Source organism: Mesorhizobium sp. P3_A10, assembly GCF_056403175.1.
Genome location: NZ_JBFUFZ010000002.1, coordinates 871,792 through 887,794 on the forward strand (window position 1 = coordinate 871,792; position 16,003 = coordinate 887,794).

General features: G+C 63.1%; 13 protein-coding genes and 1 tRNA gene. 5 read left to right on the forward strand and 9 right to left on the reverse strand.

Going from position 1 to position 16,003, the window contains the following annotated elements; all coding sequences use genetic code 11:
- Nucleotides 1-94: 94 nt before the first annotated feature.
- The gene (gene ppdK / locus AC1DXU_RS11045; RefSeq protein ID WP_477368062.1) at nt 95-2,773 is read right to left on the reverse strand and encodes a pyruvate, phosphate dikinase; all 2,679 of its coding nucleotides are present in this window, start codon (nt 2,771-2,773) and stop codon (nt 95-97) included.
- Nucleotides 2,774-2,981: 208 nt separating this feature from the next.
- Between ppdK and AC1DXU_RS11050 the strand changes: the two genes are divergently transcribed.
- A complete protein-coding gene (locus AC1DXU_RS11050; RefSeq protein ID WP_477368065.1) occupies nt 2,982-3,326 on the forward strand; it encodes a VOC family protein in 345 nt (114 codons plus the stop codon).
- Nucleotides 3,327-3,448: 122 nt separating this feature from the next.
- A tRNA-Gln gene (locus AC1DXU_RS11055) sits at nt 3,449-3,523 on the forward strand.
- A 125-nt stretch (nt 3,524-3,648) separates the two neighbouring features.
- Here the strand turns inward: AC1DXU_RS11055 and AC1DXU_RS11060 are convergent.
- From AC1DXU_RS11060 to AC1DXU_RS11085, 6 genes are all read right to left on the reverse strand, one after another.
- Nucleotides 3,649-3,939, reverse strand: a complete 291-nt coding sequence (locus tag AC1DXU_RS11060) for a hypothetical protein (RefSeq protein WP_477368068.1) — start codon at nt 3,937-3,939, stop codon at nt 3,649-3,651.
- A 268-nt stretch (nt 3,940-4,207) separates the two neighbouring features.
- On the reverse strand, nt 4,208-4,555 hold the full coding sequence (locus AC1DXU_RS11065) for a hypothetical protein (RefSeq protein WP_477368071.1): 348 nt from the start codon (nt 4,553-4,555) through the stop codon (nt 4,208-4,210).
- A gap of 707 nt (nt 4,556-5,262) precedes the next feature.
- Nucleotides 5,263-6,243, reverse strand: a complete 981-nt coding sequence (locus AC1DXU_RS11070) for an NAD-dependent epimerase/dehydratase family protein (protein ID WP_477368074.1) — start codon at nt 6,241-6,243, stop codon at nt 5,263-5,265.
- A gap of 105 nt (nt 6,244-6,348) precedes the next feature.
- Nucleotides 6,349-9,807, reverse strand: coding sequence for a chromosome segregation protein SMC (smc, locus tag AC1DXU_RS11075; protein ID WP_477368077.1), 3,459 nt, complete (start codon nt 9,805-9,807; stop codon nt 6,349-6,351).
- Nucleotides 9,808-9,867: 60 nt separating this feature from the next.
- Nucleotides 9,868-10,620 (reverse strand): DsbA family protein, encoded by a 753-nt coding sequence (locus AC1DXU_RS11080; protein ID WP_477316038.1) that lies wholly within the window; start codon nt 10,618-10,620, stop codon nt 9,868-9,870.
- Nucleotides 10,621-10,753: 133 nt separating this feature from the next.
- Entirely contained in the window at nt 10,754-11,251 is a 498-nt protein-coding gene (locus tag AC1DXU_RS11085; protein ID WP_477316036.1) for a DUF721 domain-containing protein, read from the reverse strand.
- A gap of 51 nt (nt 11,252-11,302) precedes the next feature.
- Between AC1DXU_RS11085 and mutY the strand changes: the two genes are divergently transcribed.
- Together mutY and AC1DXU_RS11095 are read left to right on the forward strand one after the other, a co-directional pair.
- Entirely contained in the window at nt 11,303-12,433 is a 1,131-nt protein-coding gene (mutY, locus tag AC1DXU_RS11090) for an A/G-specific adenine glycosylase (protein WP_477368080.1), read from the forward strand.
- Nucleotides 12,430-13,041 carry an HAD family hydrolase gene (locus AC1DXU_RS11095; protein ID WP_477368083.1) on the forward strand — a complete coding sequence of 204 codons (612 nt, stop codon included), beginning with the start codon at nt 12,430-12,432 and terminating at the stop codon, nt 13,039-13,041. Before mutY ends, AC1DXU_RS11095 begins: the two co-directional genes overlap by 4 nt.
- Nucleotides 13,042-13,065: 24 nt before the next feature.
- On the opposite strand, the gene AC1DXU_RS11100 is transcribed toward AC1DXU_RS11095, so the two are convergent.
- Nucleotides 13,066-14,199 (reverse strand): DNA methyltransferase, encoded by a 1,134-nt coding sequence (locus tag AC1DXU_RS11100; RefSeq protein WP_477316028.1) that lies wholly within the window; start codon nt 14,197-14,199, stop codon nt 13,066-13,068.
- A gap of 195 nt (nt 14,200-14,394) precedes the next feature.
- On the opposite strand from AC1DXU_RS11100, the gene AC1DXU_RS11105 reads away from it, so the two are divergent.
- Nucleotides 14,395-15,084 carry an HAD family hydrolase gene (locus AC1DXU_RS11105; RefSeq protein WP_477368086.1) on the forward strand — a complete coding sequence of 230 codons (690 nt, stop codon included), beginning with the start codon at nt 14,395-14,397 and terminating at the stop codon, nt 15,082-15,084.
- Between the two features lie 35 nt (nt 15,085-15,119).
- Here AC1DXU_RS11105 and AC1DXU_RS11110 read toward each other — a convergent pair whose 3' ends face one another.
- Nucleotides 15,120-15,890 carry a hypothetical protein gene (locus AC1DXU_RS11110; RefSeq protein ID WP_477368089.1) on the reverse strand — a complete coding sequence of 257 codons (771 nt, stop codon included), beginning with the start codon at nt 15,888-15,890 and terminating at the stop codon, nt 15,120-15,122.
- Nucleotides 15,891-16,003 lie beyond the last annotated feature (113 nt).

Here is a 16,003-nt window from a genome sequence, read left to right on the forward strand (position 1 = left end):
GGGCAGAGACGATGTCGAGATTGCGCGCTCTCACGCGCAACTTCGCGTGAGCTTCATTACAAATCGGTAAGCCGAGATCCGGACGGCTGGATCGCTACGTCCGGCCAGCCTTTGCAACCTGCACCGCCGCTTGCGCGGCGGCTAGTCTGGCGATCGGCACGCGGTAGGGCGAGCAGGAGACGTAGTCGAGGCCGACCTCTTCGCAGAAGCGGATCGAAGCCGGATCGCCGCCATGTTCGCCGCAAATGCCGAGCTTGATGTCGGGTCGCGTCGCCCGGCCCTTTTGCGCCGCCATGCGCACCAGCTCGCCGACGCCCTCGATATCGAGCGACACGAATGGATCCTGCTCGATGATGCCCTTCTGCCGATAGGTCTCGAGGAACGACGCCGCGTCGTCACGCGAGATGCCGAAAGTGGTCTGGGTCAGGTCGTTGGTGCCGAAGGAGAAGAATTCGGCCGACTCTGCGATGACATGGGCACGGATCGCCGCGCGCGGCAGTTCGATCATCGTACCGGTGAGGTACTCGATCTTGACGCCGGTCTCCTCCATGACGCTCTTGGCGACGGCATCGATGCGCGCCTTGACGTAGTCGAGCTCCTTCTTCAGGCCGACCAGCGGCACCATGATTTCGGGAACCACCAGCGCGCCGGCCTTGTGGCCGGCCTCGACAGCGGCCTCGAAAATGGCGCGCGCCTGCATCTCGGCGATCTCGGGAAAGGAGACGGCGAGACGGCAGCCGCGATGGCCGAGCATCGGGTTGAACTCGTGCAAGGCTTCGGTGCGCTGCCTGAGCTTCTCCGGCGACACCTTCATGGCGGCGGCAACTTCGGCCACCTCTTCCTCGGTCTTGGGCAGGAATTCGTGCAGCGGCGGATCGAGCAGGCGGATCGTCACCGGCAGGCCGGCCATGATCTCGAACAGTTCGAGGAAATCCGAGCGCTGCATCGGCAACAGCTTGGCAAGCGCGGTGCGCCGCTCCTTCTCAGTGTCGGCCAGGATCATCTCGCGCATGGCAACGATGCGCTCGCCGTCGAAGAACATGTGCTCGGTGCGGCAAAGCCCGATGCCTTCGGCGCCGAAAGAACGCGCCATGCGTGCGTCAAGCGGCGTTTCGGCGTTGGTACGCACCTTCATGCGACGCACCGCGTCGGCCCATTCCATGATGGCGGCGAAATCGCCGGAAAGTTCCGGCTGCAACATCGACACCGCGCCCTTAAGCACCTGGCCATTGCTGCCGTCGATGGTGATGATGTCGCCCTTGCGGAAGGTCGAGCCCATCGCCATCAGCGTGCCGGCCTTATAGTCGACACGCAGCGAGCCGGCGCCCGACACGCAAGGCTTGCCCATGCCACGCGCCACCACAGCGGCGTGGCTGGTCATGCCGCCGCGCGTCGTCAGGATGCCCTCCGACGCATGCATGCCGTGGATGTCTTCGGGGCTGGTTTCGATGCGCACCAGGATCGCCTTGCGGCCTTGCGTCTTCAGCTCCTCAGCATCGCCGGAGGAAAAGACGATCTCACCCGTGGCGGCACCCGGAGAGGCCGGCAGGCCGATGCCGATGACATCGCGCGCGGCCTTGGGGTCGATGGTCGGGTGCAGCAGCTGGTCGAGCGAGGCGGGATCGATGCGGGCGACCGCCTCCTCCTTGGTGATCAGTCCATCGCGCGCCATTTCGACGGCGATCTTGAGCGCCGCCTTGGCGGTGCGCTTGCCGGAGCGGGTCTGCAGCATCCACAGTTTGCCGCGCTCGATGGTGAATTCGAGATCCTGCATGTCGCGGTAGTGCTGCTCCAGCCGGTCGGAGATGGCGACGAAGGACTGGAACGCTTCCGGCATCAATTTCTGCAGCGACGGCTTGTCGGAGCCGGCGGCAATGCGCGCGGCTTCGGTGATGTTTTGCGGCGTGCGGATGCCGGCAACGACATCCTCGCCCTGCGCGTTCACCAGGAACTCGCCATAGAGCATCTTTTCGCCGGTCGACGGATTGCGGGTGAAGGCGACGCCGGTGGCCGAGGTCTCGCCCATATTGCCGAACACCATGGCCTGGACATTGACCGCCGTGCCCCAGCTCTCTGGAATGTCATGCAAGCGCCGATAGGTGATGGCGCGGTTGTTCATCCAACTCGAAAACACAGCGCCAATGGCGCCCCACAGTTGCTCGTGCGGATCCTGCGGAAACGGCTTGCCGAGCTCTTCCTCGACCTTGGCCTTGTAGAGCGCGATGACGCCCTGCCATTCGATGGCCGTCAGTTCGGTGTCGAGCTCATGGCCGAGCCCGCCCTTCTGGTCCTCGAGTATCTCCTCGAACACTTCGTGGTCGAGACCCATGACGACATCGGAATACATCTGGATGAAGCGGCGATAGCTGTCATAGGCAAAGCGGGCATCGCCGGAATCGGCGGCCAGCGCTTCGACGGTCTCGTCGTTGAGGCCGAGATTGAGCACGGTGTCCATCATGCCCGGCATCGAGGCGCGGGCGCCGGAACGCACCGAGACCAGCAGCAGTTTCGACGGATCGCCGAAGCGGCGCCCGGTCAGCCGGCCGATATGGTCGAGAGCGACCGCCACGTCCGCTTCCAACGAGCCGGGATAGGTGCGGGCATTGGCATAGTAGGCGTTGCAGACCTCTGAGGTGATGGTGAAACCAGGCGGCACCGGCAGGCCCAGGCTACACATTTCAGCCAGGTTGGCGCCTTTGCCGCCCAGCAGATTCTTGTCGCCGGCGCGACCTTCCGCCGCCCCATCGCCAAAGGTGTAAACCCACTTGGTCATGCCTGCTCTCCGGTTGCAGGAGATTCTAAAGATTGGCGAGGTCCGCCCGTTTCCAGACCGAGCGATATGATGCTGCACTGCGAAAGGCAAGGCGTCGACAAAGCCGGCTGCCTTCTACAATCGATTAAGCAAAAGCTGCGTCAAAAAGACTTGCGACATCGCAGGCAACGGAATAGAACATACCAAGAACATTTTGTGGAGTGACGTTATGAAACTGACCGGAAAGCTCGATTATCTCGAATTGCCGGCTACCGGCGGCACGCTGGACAGGCTGAAAGCTTTCTACAGCGCCGCCTTCTCCTGGTCATTCACCGATTACGGGCCAACCTATTCGGCCTTTGCCGAAGGTCTGGACGGCGGCTTTCAGGCCGATGCCGCAGAAGCCCCCGCCAAGCCGCTGCCGGTGCTCTATTCCCAGGATCTGGAGGAAACGGTGAGCGCCGTCGAAAGCGCGGGCGGCACCATCGTCAAGCCGATCTTTTCATTTCCCGGCGGCAGGCGGTTCCATTTCGTCGACCCGGCCGGCAATGAAATGGCAGTCTGGGGCGAGTAGCACGCCCCTTGGCCGGACCGAGCCGACCACGAAATCAGGCGGCCAAAAACCGCGGTTCATTGCCATTGTGCTTTTTGGCTGCTCTGCTAATAACGCGCCGCGCAAGCGACTCTTATGGCTATTGGGGCGTCGCCAAGTGGTAAGGCATCGGTTTTTGGTACCGACATTCCCAGGTTCGAATCCTGGCGCCCCAGCCAATCCCGTATGCCTTTTGAAATCCATGATTTACTGACGCCATGAATGGCTGCGTCAGGGCTATCTGACTCTTTTTTAGCAGCGCGCGACCCGACTCCATCCGCAGAGCCGGGTCGTGCGAAGAGGATCAGTAGTCGCTGTCGTCCTGGATGACGATGGGATGATGCCGATGATGGCGACGTTCGATCGAGCCGGTCACGATAACGGTATCCGGGCGATGATGGCGGCGGCCGTGGTCGTAGAAGGCAACCGTGCCGTGTTTACGGTGATGAAGGCGTTGACCTTGGTCATTGATGATCTTGACGTTGTTGTGATGGTGCCGATGGTGGGTTGTGATGATTATGTCAGCTTCGGCTGCCGAAGCTATCGCCGGCATCGCCATAAACAGCGCCAAAGCGCTCACGATCATTGTTTTCATTGCAATATCTCCATCTGCTAATTATCCCTTCGCGGGATAACCGCGTCCCATGCCTTTGGTTCCGACTGGCGTCGTCAGTTCACGCGGCGCGATCAGTGACGGCCTCTCCCGCGCAACGAGGCATGTGTCGAAAGAGGAAATTACGACACGAGGTCTGTGTCTTGCTGGCAACTTCCGGTGAAGACACGCCCTTCAAAGTGAAGCATCTGCCTTGCGCGGAAGACCGTCGGTACGTCCTCTCAGGATTTCCGAGAGGACGACCAATCACTCAGATCCCGTAGGTGAGTGCGAGGTAGACCACCGGCGCCAGGATCAGGAAAATCGCCATTCCGATAACCACTGCGATTGCCTGGCGCTCCGTTCGCCTGACAATGTCAGCGACCTTGTCATCGTCAGCCGACGATATGAGGTCAATGACTGAAGAAACTTCCGGAGTTCGACCATCATTGTCGTTTGCGGGTCGCGCTGCGCCGTCATGCACTGATCTCTGGACAAAGGTCACTATTAGCCTCGCTGTCGAAAACGCCCCGCCGTCTGGCGGTGCCAATAAAATCGGGTGCCCGCCGGTCTCTGCAGAATGGCGGACACCCGATTGACCGCCGATGAAGGGACTCATTCTCGGCAGTCCGGCTCCAATGTATTGGGAGGGCATAGGTTGCCGGCCTTCAGACCAATGGCTGCGATGCCAGGACTTCAGTCGTACCCTGTTCGGACCTTAGTCCGCCGGCCGACGAAAGGCGTGGGCGAGCCATTCTTTCGACAGCAGAAAATTTGGGAACATTAGTCGGCTCTAACGGTTCATTCCCAGCAACAGATTTTTGGGAGAGATATCATGAACAGCATAGTTTGGCTCGTCGGAGCGGTCGTCATCGTGGTTGCCATACTGAGCTTCCTTGGCCTGCGATAAACACGGCCTCTGTGGGAATCGGCAAGTGTGGGTTGGGGCGCCACGCGTCCCATAGTATTCAACTCCAACGTTGCGCGTTGACGCAGATGGAGACGTTCAGACATGGATGCCGCAGTTGCAGCAGTGATGATCTTGCTTTCGTGCAGCCCCGGACCTGCTTCGGTATGCCAGCCGATCAAGACTGCGCCCACCATCTACTCTTCGGTTGAAGAGTGCCGATCGTCGCTGATGAATCGTCTTGCAACATCTGCCGACGGGGGTGTCGTCGGCCGGTGCAGAAAGGTTGATCCGTCGGCGACAGGGTCATTGCCGGCTGGCTATACGACGGTAATTGTATCACGCGGCGTGAGAAGCGATGTCGCTATGACCTACGTCGTCCCGCGTGCGGATCACTAGTGGGAGCGGGCAGTTTGCCACTAACGTGCTGATGGCATCCATTCCCAGCGGTACCAGTCGACAAACTTCTTTAGCCCGTCTTCGATCGAGACGCTCGGCCTGAAGCCGAAATCGCGCTCCAGCGCGGTCATGTCGGCAAAGGTTCGCTCGACATCGCTGTCCTGCATCGGCTCATATTGGCGGATCGCCTTTACGCCGAGCAGCTTTTCCAACGTGTCGATGAAGTCGGCGAGCCGCACCGGGCTGTTGTTGCCGACATTGTAGAGCCGGCTTGGCGGAACCTCAGCCGCGGGCGGCTTGTCGAGCACGGCAACCACCGCCCGCACCACATCGTCGACATAGGTGAAATCGCGCCACATCTCGCCGTTGTTGAACACCCGGATCGGCTTGCCCTCGAGCATCGCCTTGGTGAACATCCAATAGGCCATGTCGGGCCGGCCCCAGGGGCCGTAGACGGTGAAAAACCGCAGGCCGGTCTGCGGCACGCCGAACAGATGAGCGTAGGTATGGCTCATCAGTTCATCGGCCTTCTTGGTCGCGGCGTAGAGCGAAACAGGGTGATCGACCTGATCTGTCTCCGAGAACGGCACCTTGGTGTTGCCGCCATAGACCGAGCTCGACGAGGCATAGACCAGATGTTCGAAGGCGGGTGCGGCGCGACAGTATTCGAGCACTTCGAGATGGCCGACGACGTTGGATCGGACATAGAGCCTGGGATTTTCGAGCGAATGGCGCACCCCCGCCTGCGCTGCCAGGTGGACGACTTTGGTGATGCCTTGCCCGGCGAGAGCCGCGCTCAGCGCGCCCTGTTCGGCGATGTCGAGCTGATGAAATGAAAAGCCCTTTTTGGGCTTAAGGCGGGCGAGCCGCCCCTGCTTCAGCGCCAGATCGTAGTAGTCGTTCATGTTGTCGACGCCGATGACCGCTTCTCCCCTGTCGAGGAGGTGATGGCAGACATGGCTTCCGATGAACCCCGCGGCTCCGGTGACGAGTACAGGCAACAGGGTTCTCCATAGGCACGGTCAGGCCGGCCCTTCGGAGCCGACGATTTTCAGTTGGTGCTATAGTCGAAAGCCGAAATTGAGGCCACTGGCCACGCTGCTGCGTCAGCTCGCCTCGCGCATCGCCTCTGCCGCCTGCAGGTCGACCGACACCAGCTGGCTGACGCCTTGCTCGGCCATGGTCACGCCGAACAGCCGGTTCATGCGCGCCATGGTGATGGGATTGTGGGTGATGATGACGAAGCGCGTCTCGGTGGTGGCGGCCATTTCGTCCATCAGATTGCAGAAGCGCTCGACATTGTGATCGTCGAGCGGGGCGTCGACTTCGTCGAGCACGCAGATCGGCGCCGGATTGGTCAGGAACACGGCAAAGATCAGCGACATCGCCGTCAGCGCCTGCTCGCCACCGGACAGCAGCGTCATCGTCTGCGGCTTCTTGCCGGGCGGCCGGGCGAGGATTTCGAGCCCGGCTTCGAGCGGATCGTCGGATTCGATCAGCTGCAGTTCCGCGGTGCCGCCGCCGAACAGATGCGAGAACAGCCGCTGGAAATGGCCGTTGACGACGTCGAAGGCGGCGAGCAAGCGCTCGCGGCCTTCGCGGTTCAGGCTCTGGATCGCCTGCCGGAGCTTGCGAATGGCCTCGATGATGTCCTCGCGCTCGGAAACGATGGTCTCCAGCCGGTCGGACAGTTCCTTCTGCTCTTCCTCGGCGCGCAGATTGACGGCGCCCAGCCGCTCGCGCTCGATCTTCAGCCGGTCGAGTTGGCGCTCGATCTCGGCCATCTCAGGCATCGGGCTGTCGACTTCCAGCCCGGTGTGGCGAATGACCAGATGCGGCGGCGTGTTCAGTGTTTCCTGGATGCGCGCCTCAACCTCCAGCCGGCGCTCGTCGGCGGCGGTCAGCCGCTCTTCGGCGCGCACACGGGTTTCGCGGGCTTCGGCCAGCGACTGGATGGCGCCGGTGGCGGCCTTGTCCAGTTCGGACTGGCGGTTTTCCGCTTCCTGCAAGCGGTCGGCGGCCGCCTGGCGCAGGCTCTCGGCCTCGGCAAGCTGCGACAGCAGCGCACGCCGCCTGGCATCGATCTCGTCGGGGGCGTCAGCCAGCCTTTCGCGCTCGGCTTCTGCCTCGGCCTTGCGTTCGCCAAGCGAGGCGATCTGGGTGGAAGCGTTTTCGGCGCGCTCCAGCCAGTTGCGGCGCTCGGCGTCGATGGCATCGAGGCGGCGCACGCGCGCCTCGGCTTCGCGCCTGAGCCCCTCATGGACGGCGCGGGCGTCGGCCAAGGTGGCGCGGTCCCTGCCGACATTGGCTGCGGACTGTTCGAGCTGCAATTGCAGGTCGCCGAGATCGGGCGCGTCCTGCAGCAGCATTTCGGCTTCGGCAAAGGCGGCAGCCGTCTCTTCATGGCTGTCGACGACGCGCGCACGCGCTTCGTCCAAAGCGGCGCGCCGGCTTGCCAGCTCACCGCCAGCCTTTTCGGCCTCGGCCAGCGCGTTGCGGGCGTCGTCCAGGCCATGCTGGGCATCGCGGCCGGCCTGGCGGGCATTACGTTCGGCTTCGCTCGCCTGGCGCAGCGCCTGTTCGGCCTGAGCAAGGGCGGCTTCCGCCTCGCGCACGATCTGTGTTGCCTGCACCGCCTCGGCATCGAGCTCTGCCAATCGGTTTTTCTGCGCCAGCCGCTGCGCTGCCGCCGTCGGTGCGTCAGCGCTTGCCGTCAACCCGTCCCAGCGCCACAGCGCACCGTCGCGGCTAACCAGCCGCTGGCCGGGTGCCAGCAGCGCCTGCAAGCGGCGGCCATCGGCGGCGTCGACAATGCCGATCTGCGCCAGCCTGCGGGCAAGCTGCGAAGGCGCGCTGACCACGCTAGCAAGGCTCTTGATGCCTGCAGGCAAAGCCGCATCGCCCGGCTGAACCTGGCTTTCGCCCCAATGCACCGGCGCGCTGCGGTCGAGCGGCACGTCAAGGTCTTCGCCGAGCGCCGCACCAAGGGCTGTTTCATAGCCGCGCTCGACGCTGAGCTGTTCCAGCACTGATGGGAAAAGATCGCCGCTGGCGGCATTCAAGATCTTGGTCAGCGTGCGGGCTTCAGTCTCGATCCCGGCGAGTTCTGACCGGGCGTCCTGCAGCGGCGGACGGGCGGCGCTTTCCGCCGCGCGCGCCTCAATGACCGCCTGTTCGGCCGATATCGCGCCGGCTTCGCTTTCCTCCAGTCGGGCGAGCGCATCCTCGACCAAAGCACGCTTCTCGGCGGGGTCGGGCAGGCCGGCAACCTTGGAGACGATCTCGGACAATTCGCGGTCGACATCGGCCAGTTGGCGGGCAAAGCGGTCGCGACGCTCGGCGGTGTCGCGCAGCGTGCGTTCGATCTGGTTGCGCGAGGCGGCGGCCTCCGCCCGTTCGGCGGTCAGCGCGGCGAGTTTTGCTTCACTCTGGGCGAGTGTGGCACCGGCCTGCTCGAAGGCCGCGCGCGTGGTGGCCTCGCGCTCGGCGGCGCCGGCATTTTCGGAATTGAGCGTGGCTTCTTCCGTGCGCAGGCGCTCGAGAATATCCGCATTGTCGCGGACCATGCGTTCCTCGCGGGCGATGTCGCCGTCGAGCTGCTGCAGTCGGCGGTCGAGTTCGGCCTGGCGGGCGCGGATGCGGCCGGCTTCCTCCTCGATCTGCGCCTTGGCGATCGACAGCCGCTGGAAGGCGGCAGCGGCGGCGGCTTCGGCGTCGCGCAAATCCGGCAGCCGGTGCGCGCCGATGCCTTGCTCCTTGGCGGCATTCATCTGCGATGCGGCGCGGTCGCCGACCAAAGCGGTGGCGACGGCCAGCGCCGAGCGTGCCTCGCCTTCCTGCGTCTTGGCCAGCGTCCAGCGCAGATGCAGCAGTGTGGCTTCCGCCTTGCGGATGTCGGCCGACAGGTTCTTGAAGCGTGAGGCCTGGCGCGCCTGGCGCTTCAGGCTTTCGATCTGGCTTTCCAGCTCGCCGACAACGTCGTCCAGCCGTTCGAGATTCTGTTCTGCCGCCTTGAGCCGTAGCTCGGCTTCATGGCGGCGTGTGTGCAGGCCGGAAATGCCGGCGGCTTCTTCGAGCAGCGCGCGGCGCGCCTGCGGCTTGGCCTGGATCAGTTCGCCGATGCGGCCCTGACCGACCATGGATGGCGAACGGGCGCCGGTTGACTGATCGGCGAACAGCAGCTGCACATCCTTGGCGCGGGCCTCTTTGCCGTTGATGCGGTAGAGCGAGCCGGCCTCGCGCTCGATGCGGCGCGATACCTGCAATTCATCGGCATCGTTGAAGGCGGCAGGCGCCGTGCGGTCGCTGTTGTCGAGGAACAGCGTGACTTCGGCGGTGTTGCGGGCCGGGCGGGTTCCCGAGCCGGAAAAGATGACGTCGTCCATGCCGGACGCGCGCATGTTCTTGTAGGAGCTTTCGCCCATCACCCAGCGCAGCGCCTCGACCAGGTTCGACTTGCCACAGCCATTGGGGCCGACAATGCCCGTCAGCCCGCGCTCGATGACGAACTCGCCGGGTTCGACGAAGGACTTGAAACCGAGGAGGCGAAGGCGCGAAAACTTCATTCGCGCCGCCCCATAGGAACAGGCACGCCGAAGCGCAGGCGCCTCGGCGCTGCCGGGACGTCAGAGCAGAGGGTCGAGGATGGCCGACATTTCCTCAATCGACATCGCCCCTTTGTAGGTCTTTCCATTGATGAAGAAGGTCGGCGTCGAGTCGACCTTGAATTCATCGGCGCCGCGTTTCTGGACCGATCTCACATCGTCCAGAAGTTTCTGGTCCGTCAAGCAGGCCTCGAAGGACTCCTGTGTAAAACCGGCAAGCTTCGAGATCTGCAGCAGCGCGTCCTTGGTGTTGTTGACGCCCACCCAGTTCGGCTGCTGCTTGAACAGCACGTCCACCATCGGGAAATAGTTGTCCTTGGCGCAGCGCGCCAGCATGAAACCGGCCTCGGCGCTCGGATCGAACGGGAATTCGCGCAGGATGTAGCGAGCCTTGCCGGTGTCGATGTATTTCGTCTTCAACTCAGGGAAGGTGGTCGCGGCAAAATGCGCGCAATGCGGGCAAGTCATCGACGCATATTCGACGATGGTGATCTTGGCGTCGTCCTTGCCCAACTGCTTGTCGGGCAGCGCACCCGGCTTCAGCAATGTCGCCATATCCACCGCGCCCGTGGATTCCGGCGCCTTGACGGCGGCCGGCGTGGCCGGATTTGCAGGGGCCGCAGGTGTTGCCGGCGCCGCGGGCTTTACATCCGCCGCCTTGGCTTCCTCGCCGGAATCGCTGCAGGCAGCGAGCAGAGCCACCACCGGGACGGCGGCCAGCGACGACAGGATTGTTCTGCGAGACAAGCTTTTGTCAAACGGGGGACGGTTCATGCGAATCACCTGACTATGGTTGGATTTTGCAATGCAAAGGCTAGAAAAGGCGAGAGTTGGCGCGAATTAAGGCATCGCCGTCCCCATTCCAATCGCCAAACTTGATGCGCATGATCACGAATGCGCGAGATTGTCACTTCTTTTCGCCAAGAATGGTGGCGCCGAGCCGCTCCAGCGAGGCGCGCAAACCGTCGTCCTCGATCAGCCCGACGGTATCAGACAGCTTTGTTTTCTCGGCCGCACTCAGCGGCCGGAAGCTTGGTTTGGGTCGGCCCCTGTCCTTCGTCACCGGCTTCTGCACAATCCTGATACGGCCAACGGCGTTGAAGCCGAGGAAAGCATTGACCCGGTTGATGATCTCGCCGGTCTCGTGCTGCAGATGCAGTGCCGCCATGCCCTCGCAAGCGATGACCAGCACCGCCGGCTCGAACGGATCATCCTCATGCATGCGGCGCGGCCACTGGATCTTTTCAGGGCGCGAATGGCCGGCGAGCCGGGGCCCGGCGATCTCTTCCCAGGACTGGACCAGCCCGATCGAAATGCCGGCCCGCTTGCGAAGCACCGGATCGAGGATCGCGGTGGCCAGATCGCTCACCGGAACGGGATTGCCGTAGGGCCTTTTCCCTGCCATGTGCGTTCTCCAGCCACGCCCCTCACCAAGCTTAGGGTCCGTTCTCGATCAATGGCACTGCACGACCAGACCCGCAAGGCTGCAACACCGGATGATGGCGGCATCGCGTCCCGGCTCCTCGCCTGGTACGATTTGCATCACCGCGAATTGCCGTGGCGTATCACGCCCCGCGACCATGCAGGCGGGGCGCGGCCCGACCCCTACCGCATCTGGCTGTCCGAAGTCATGCTGCAGCAGACCACGGTCGAAGCGGTAAAGGCCTATTTCCGCGCCTTTGTCGAAAAATGGCCCGATGTAAACGCCCTTGCGGAGGCTGAGACCGAAGACGTCATGAAGGCATGGGCGGGGCTCGGCTACTATTCCAGGGCGCGCAATCTCAAGGCCTGCGCCGATCTCGTGGCACTTCGCGGCGGCCGATTTCCCGAAACGGAAGCTGGGCTGCGGGAACTGCCGGGCATCGGCGCCTACACGGCGGCGGCGATCGCCGCGATCGCCTTCGACCATCCTGCCGCGGTCGTCGACGGCAATGTCGAGCGCGTCATCACCAGGCTGTTTTCGATCGCCACGCCGCTGAGCGAGGCCAAGGCCGAAATACGCGCTTATGTCGAACGCATGGTTCCCAAGGGAAGGCCGGGCGATTTTGCCCAGGCGATGATGGATCTGGGCGCGACGATCTGCACGCCGCGGCGGCCGCGCTGCATGCTTTGCCCGTTGCGCGAGGATTGCAGCGCGACTGTCTCGGGCGATCCCGAACACTTCCCGGTGCGCTTGCCCAAAGCCGAGAAACCATTGCGGCGCGGCGCCGCCTTCGTCGCGGTGAGAGCCGACGGCGCCATCCTGTTGCGCAAGCGCCAGGAAAAGGGCCTGCTTGGCGGCATGACCGAGGTGCCGACGACCGGCTGGACCGCGCGGATCGACGGCGCCACCACCGACGCAGCCGCGCCCTTCCCCGCCAAATGGCGGCGTGCCGGCCAGATTGCGCATGTCTTCACCCATTTCGCGCTTGAGCTCGAGGTTTTTCGTGCCGAGGTGAACGGCGCCGCGCCAGTGGGGCATTTCTGGTCGCTGGCCCATGAAATTTCCGGGGAAGCGCTGCCGACTGTCATGAAAAAGGCAATTGAAGCAGCCATACCCGGCGCGACGAAAAAGCCGTCGCCACACAGTGCAAAGAGGCCTGCATGACTGAAGTCCGCCACATCGTTTTCGACATTGGCCGCGTGCTGATCCACTACGATCCAAACATTCCGTTCAGCCGCCTCATTCCCGATGCCGACGAGCGCAAGTGGTTCTTCGACAATGTCTGCACGCATGACTGGAACATCGAACAGGACCGTGGTCGCAAGTGGGAAGAGGCTGAGGCGCTATTGATCGCCGAGCACCCCGATCACGCTGAAAACATTCGCAATTTCCGCCGCCACTGGCACGAAATGGTGCCGCATGCCTATGACGACAGCGTCGCCATCATGGTCGGCCTGATCGAGACCGGCCACGACGTGACCATGCTGACCAACTTTGCCGCTGATACGCTGGCCGAGGCCCGCGAACGCTTCGACTTTCTCGACCGCCCGCGCGGGGTGACGGTGTCAGGCGACATCGGCCAGATCAAGCCGGACCGCGCCATCTACGATCATCACGTCGCCGCGTTCGGCCTCGAACCCGGAGCCACTTTGTTCATCGACGACAGCCAGAAAAACGTCGACGGCGCCAAGGCGGCCGGCTGGCAGGCGGTGCTGTTCACCGACGCCAAAACGCTCGAGGCGGACCTCGAGCGTCTGGGGATCAAAGTCTGATTTGAGGCGCTTGCAGAGGGGCCATCAGGCCCCTGCCCGCTCCATGCCGAGCCGCGCGATGCGGCGCAGTTCGTCGATCGGGGTCAGGCCGCCCGAGCGCTCATAGTGCCAGAAAGTCCAGCCGTTGCAGGCGTCCAGCCCCTGCACTTCGGCGCCGATCTTGTGGATCGAGCCGGCGCTGTCGCCGATCGCCACCGTGCCGTCGGCGCGCACCTTGGCGGCCCAGCGCTTCTTGGCATCGTAAAGCGTGGCGCCGGGCTGCATCAGCCCGGTGTCGAGAAGGCTGACAAAGGCGACGCGCGGTTCGGCGCGCTTGCCGGTCAGCACCGTCAGATCGGCCTCGTCCAGCGGCCGCACCGCATCGATGCGCTCGTTGGCGGCGTCGATATAGGCCTGCTCGCGCTCGATGCCGACGAAGTGGCGGCCGAGGCGTTTTGCCACCGCGCCGGTGGTGCCGGAGCCGAAGAAGGGATCGAGCACGATATCGCCGGGCTTGGTCGAGGCCATCATGATGCGGGCGAGCAGCGCTTCCGGCTTCTGCGTCGGATGCAATTTGTCGCCATTGTCGTTCTTCAGCCGTTCGCCGCCGGTGCAGATCGGAAACAGCCAGTCGGACCGCATCTGAATGTCGTCGTTCGAGGCTTTCATCGCCTCGTAGTTGAAGGTGTAGCCCTTGCCCTTCTGGTCGCGCGAGGCCCAGATCATCGTCTCATGGGCGTTCTGGAAACGGCGGCCGCGGAAATTCGGCATCGGATTGGTCTTGCGCCAGACGACATCGTTGAGGATCCAGAAGCCGAGATCCTGCATCTTGGCGCCGACCCTGAAGATGTTGTGATAGGAGCCGATGACCCAGATGGTGCCGTTGGGCTTCAGCACCCGGCGCGCCGCCAGCAGCCAGGCGCGGGTGAAGGCGTCGTAGGCCTCAAAACTCTCGAACTGGTCCCAATCGTCGTCGACGGCATCGACCTTGGACTGGTCGGGCCGATGCAGATCGCCGTCGAGCTGCAGATTGTAGGGTGGATCGGCAAAGATCACGTCGATGGATTTTTCGGGCAGCCGGTCGAGTGCTGCCACGCAATCGCCCTTGAGGATCGTGTCCAGCCATTCGGATTGCTGGGGAGCGTGGGAAAGGTCGTCGAGAAGACGCACGGCAGACATTGATACACCCAAAGCACGCGTTACTGTTTACTCCCCGTTATGGTTACCGATCAGCGTAAATATTCAGTGAAGGGGATCGTTGCGACGATCGAAACCCGCTTAATTTGCGCAGCCCGGCCTGTTGGTGTATGCCGCGCCGCCTGAGCCTTCCCGGGCCCCTTGCGGCCTTTGTCTCCTCCCTTCTTGCGGATCACCATGCCCCAGCCTGACCTTGTCATCTTCGATTGCGACGGCGTGCTCGTCGATTCCGAAATCATCGCCGCGCGGATCGAGGCCGAGCTTTTGACCTCGGCCGGGTTTGAAATATCGGCCGAGGAACTTGCCGAAACCTATGCCGGGCTGACCTTCAAGGACATCATGATGCGGGTCGAGGCGAAGTCGGCGATCCCGTTCCAGGCGTCGCTGATCGACCGCGCCGAAGAGCTGGTCGACCGCAAATTGCGCAGCGACGTGCGCGCCATAGACGGCGTGCGCGAGGCGGTCGCCGCGGTAACGGTGCCGCGCTGCATCTGTTCGAATTCGCGCTCCGAGCGGATCGAATTCATGCTGGAGAAGGTGCAATTGCTGCCGTTCTTTGCCGGCCGGATCTTTTCGGCGCTGGAAATACCCGGCAAGAAAACCAAACCGGCGCCCGACGTGTTTCTGCTTGCGGCAGAGAAGCTCAACGCCGATCCAGCCAACACCTTCGTCATCGAGGATTCCGTGCACGGCGTTGCCGGCGCCAGGGCGGCAGGCATGCGGGTGATCGGCTTTACCGGCGCATCACACAGCTATCCTGGCCATGCCGACACACTGACCGAGGCCGGCGCCGAAACCGTCATTCGCCGCTGGGCCGAGCTGAAAAGCGTGATTGCGGCCCTGTCTGAATGGTCGGCGGACGCCTGAGGAGCCGCGCGCCCAACCGGCGCGCGACACGAAATTTAGCCTCGTGGGATCAGGGTCGTGTTGTCGTCAGCAGGAGCAGCAGGAGGAGGAGCGGGTTTGGCTTTCTTCCTGCCCGACTTCTTCTTCGGCTTGTCCGTCACCGCCTTCGGGGTGACTTCGTCATAGCCGGCAAAGGCCTGGTAGTCCTGCGCGGTGGGCTCGGGGACGACGACATTGGAATCCGTGAAGACGAACTGCGTGGCCGTCGAGGGGTCACTGACCTGGATCTGATACGGGTGGATCTGCGAGTAAAGAACCTCGGTGCCGTGCATGACGGCGACACGGATCGGCATGGTGATGGTGCCGGGGGTAAACATCGGTCCCGGCACGACCTTGCCGGCGACGGCAATCTTCATCGACAGCTGGCCGTTGGCGCGACTGCAGTCGCGGGTCACATCGGTGATCGAGGCCTGGTAGATGATCTTCGTCGGGTCTTTGTTCGGATCAACGATGGTCCCGTCCGGCGCCGGCTGGGCGGCTTGCGCATCCGCATCGGCAGCGTCGGTTTTCTTCTTCGGCTTCTGGCTACCCTTGCCATAGGTGTTGAAGAAGGCCGTACCGTCGCGCAACGTCACTTTCGGGCAGTAGGCTTGCAACTGGCTGGAGAGAACCTTGGGATCCTGCGGCGGAGGTGGCGTCGTGTCCTTCTTGCCGAAGCCGAGGTTGAGAACGCCATTGTCGCTCGATTGGCAGCCGGCGGCGGCAAGCATAAAGCCGGTGAGCGCCAGACCCGCGACAAAGCGGTTGTTTAACGAATAAAACGCCATGAAACTGCACTTCCCTCTCGCAAAGCTGGTGCCCTATATCAGCGGCGCGGCAAAAATGCGACTGAGCCGGAACAGAAATTAACCACCTTGCCGTGAACGAAACCGCGCGGCAG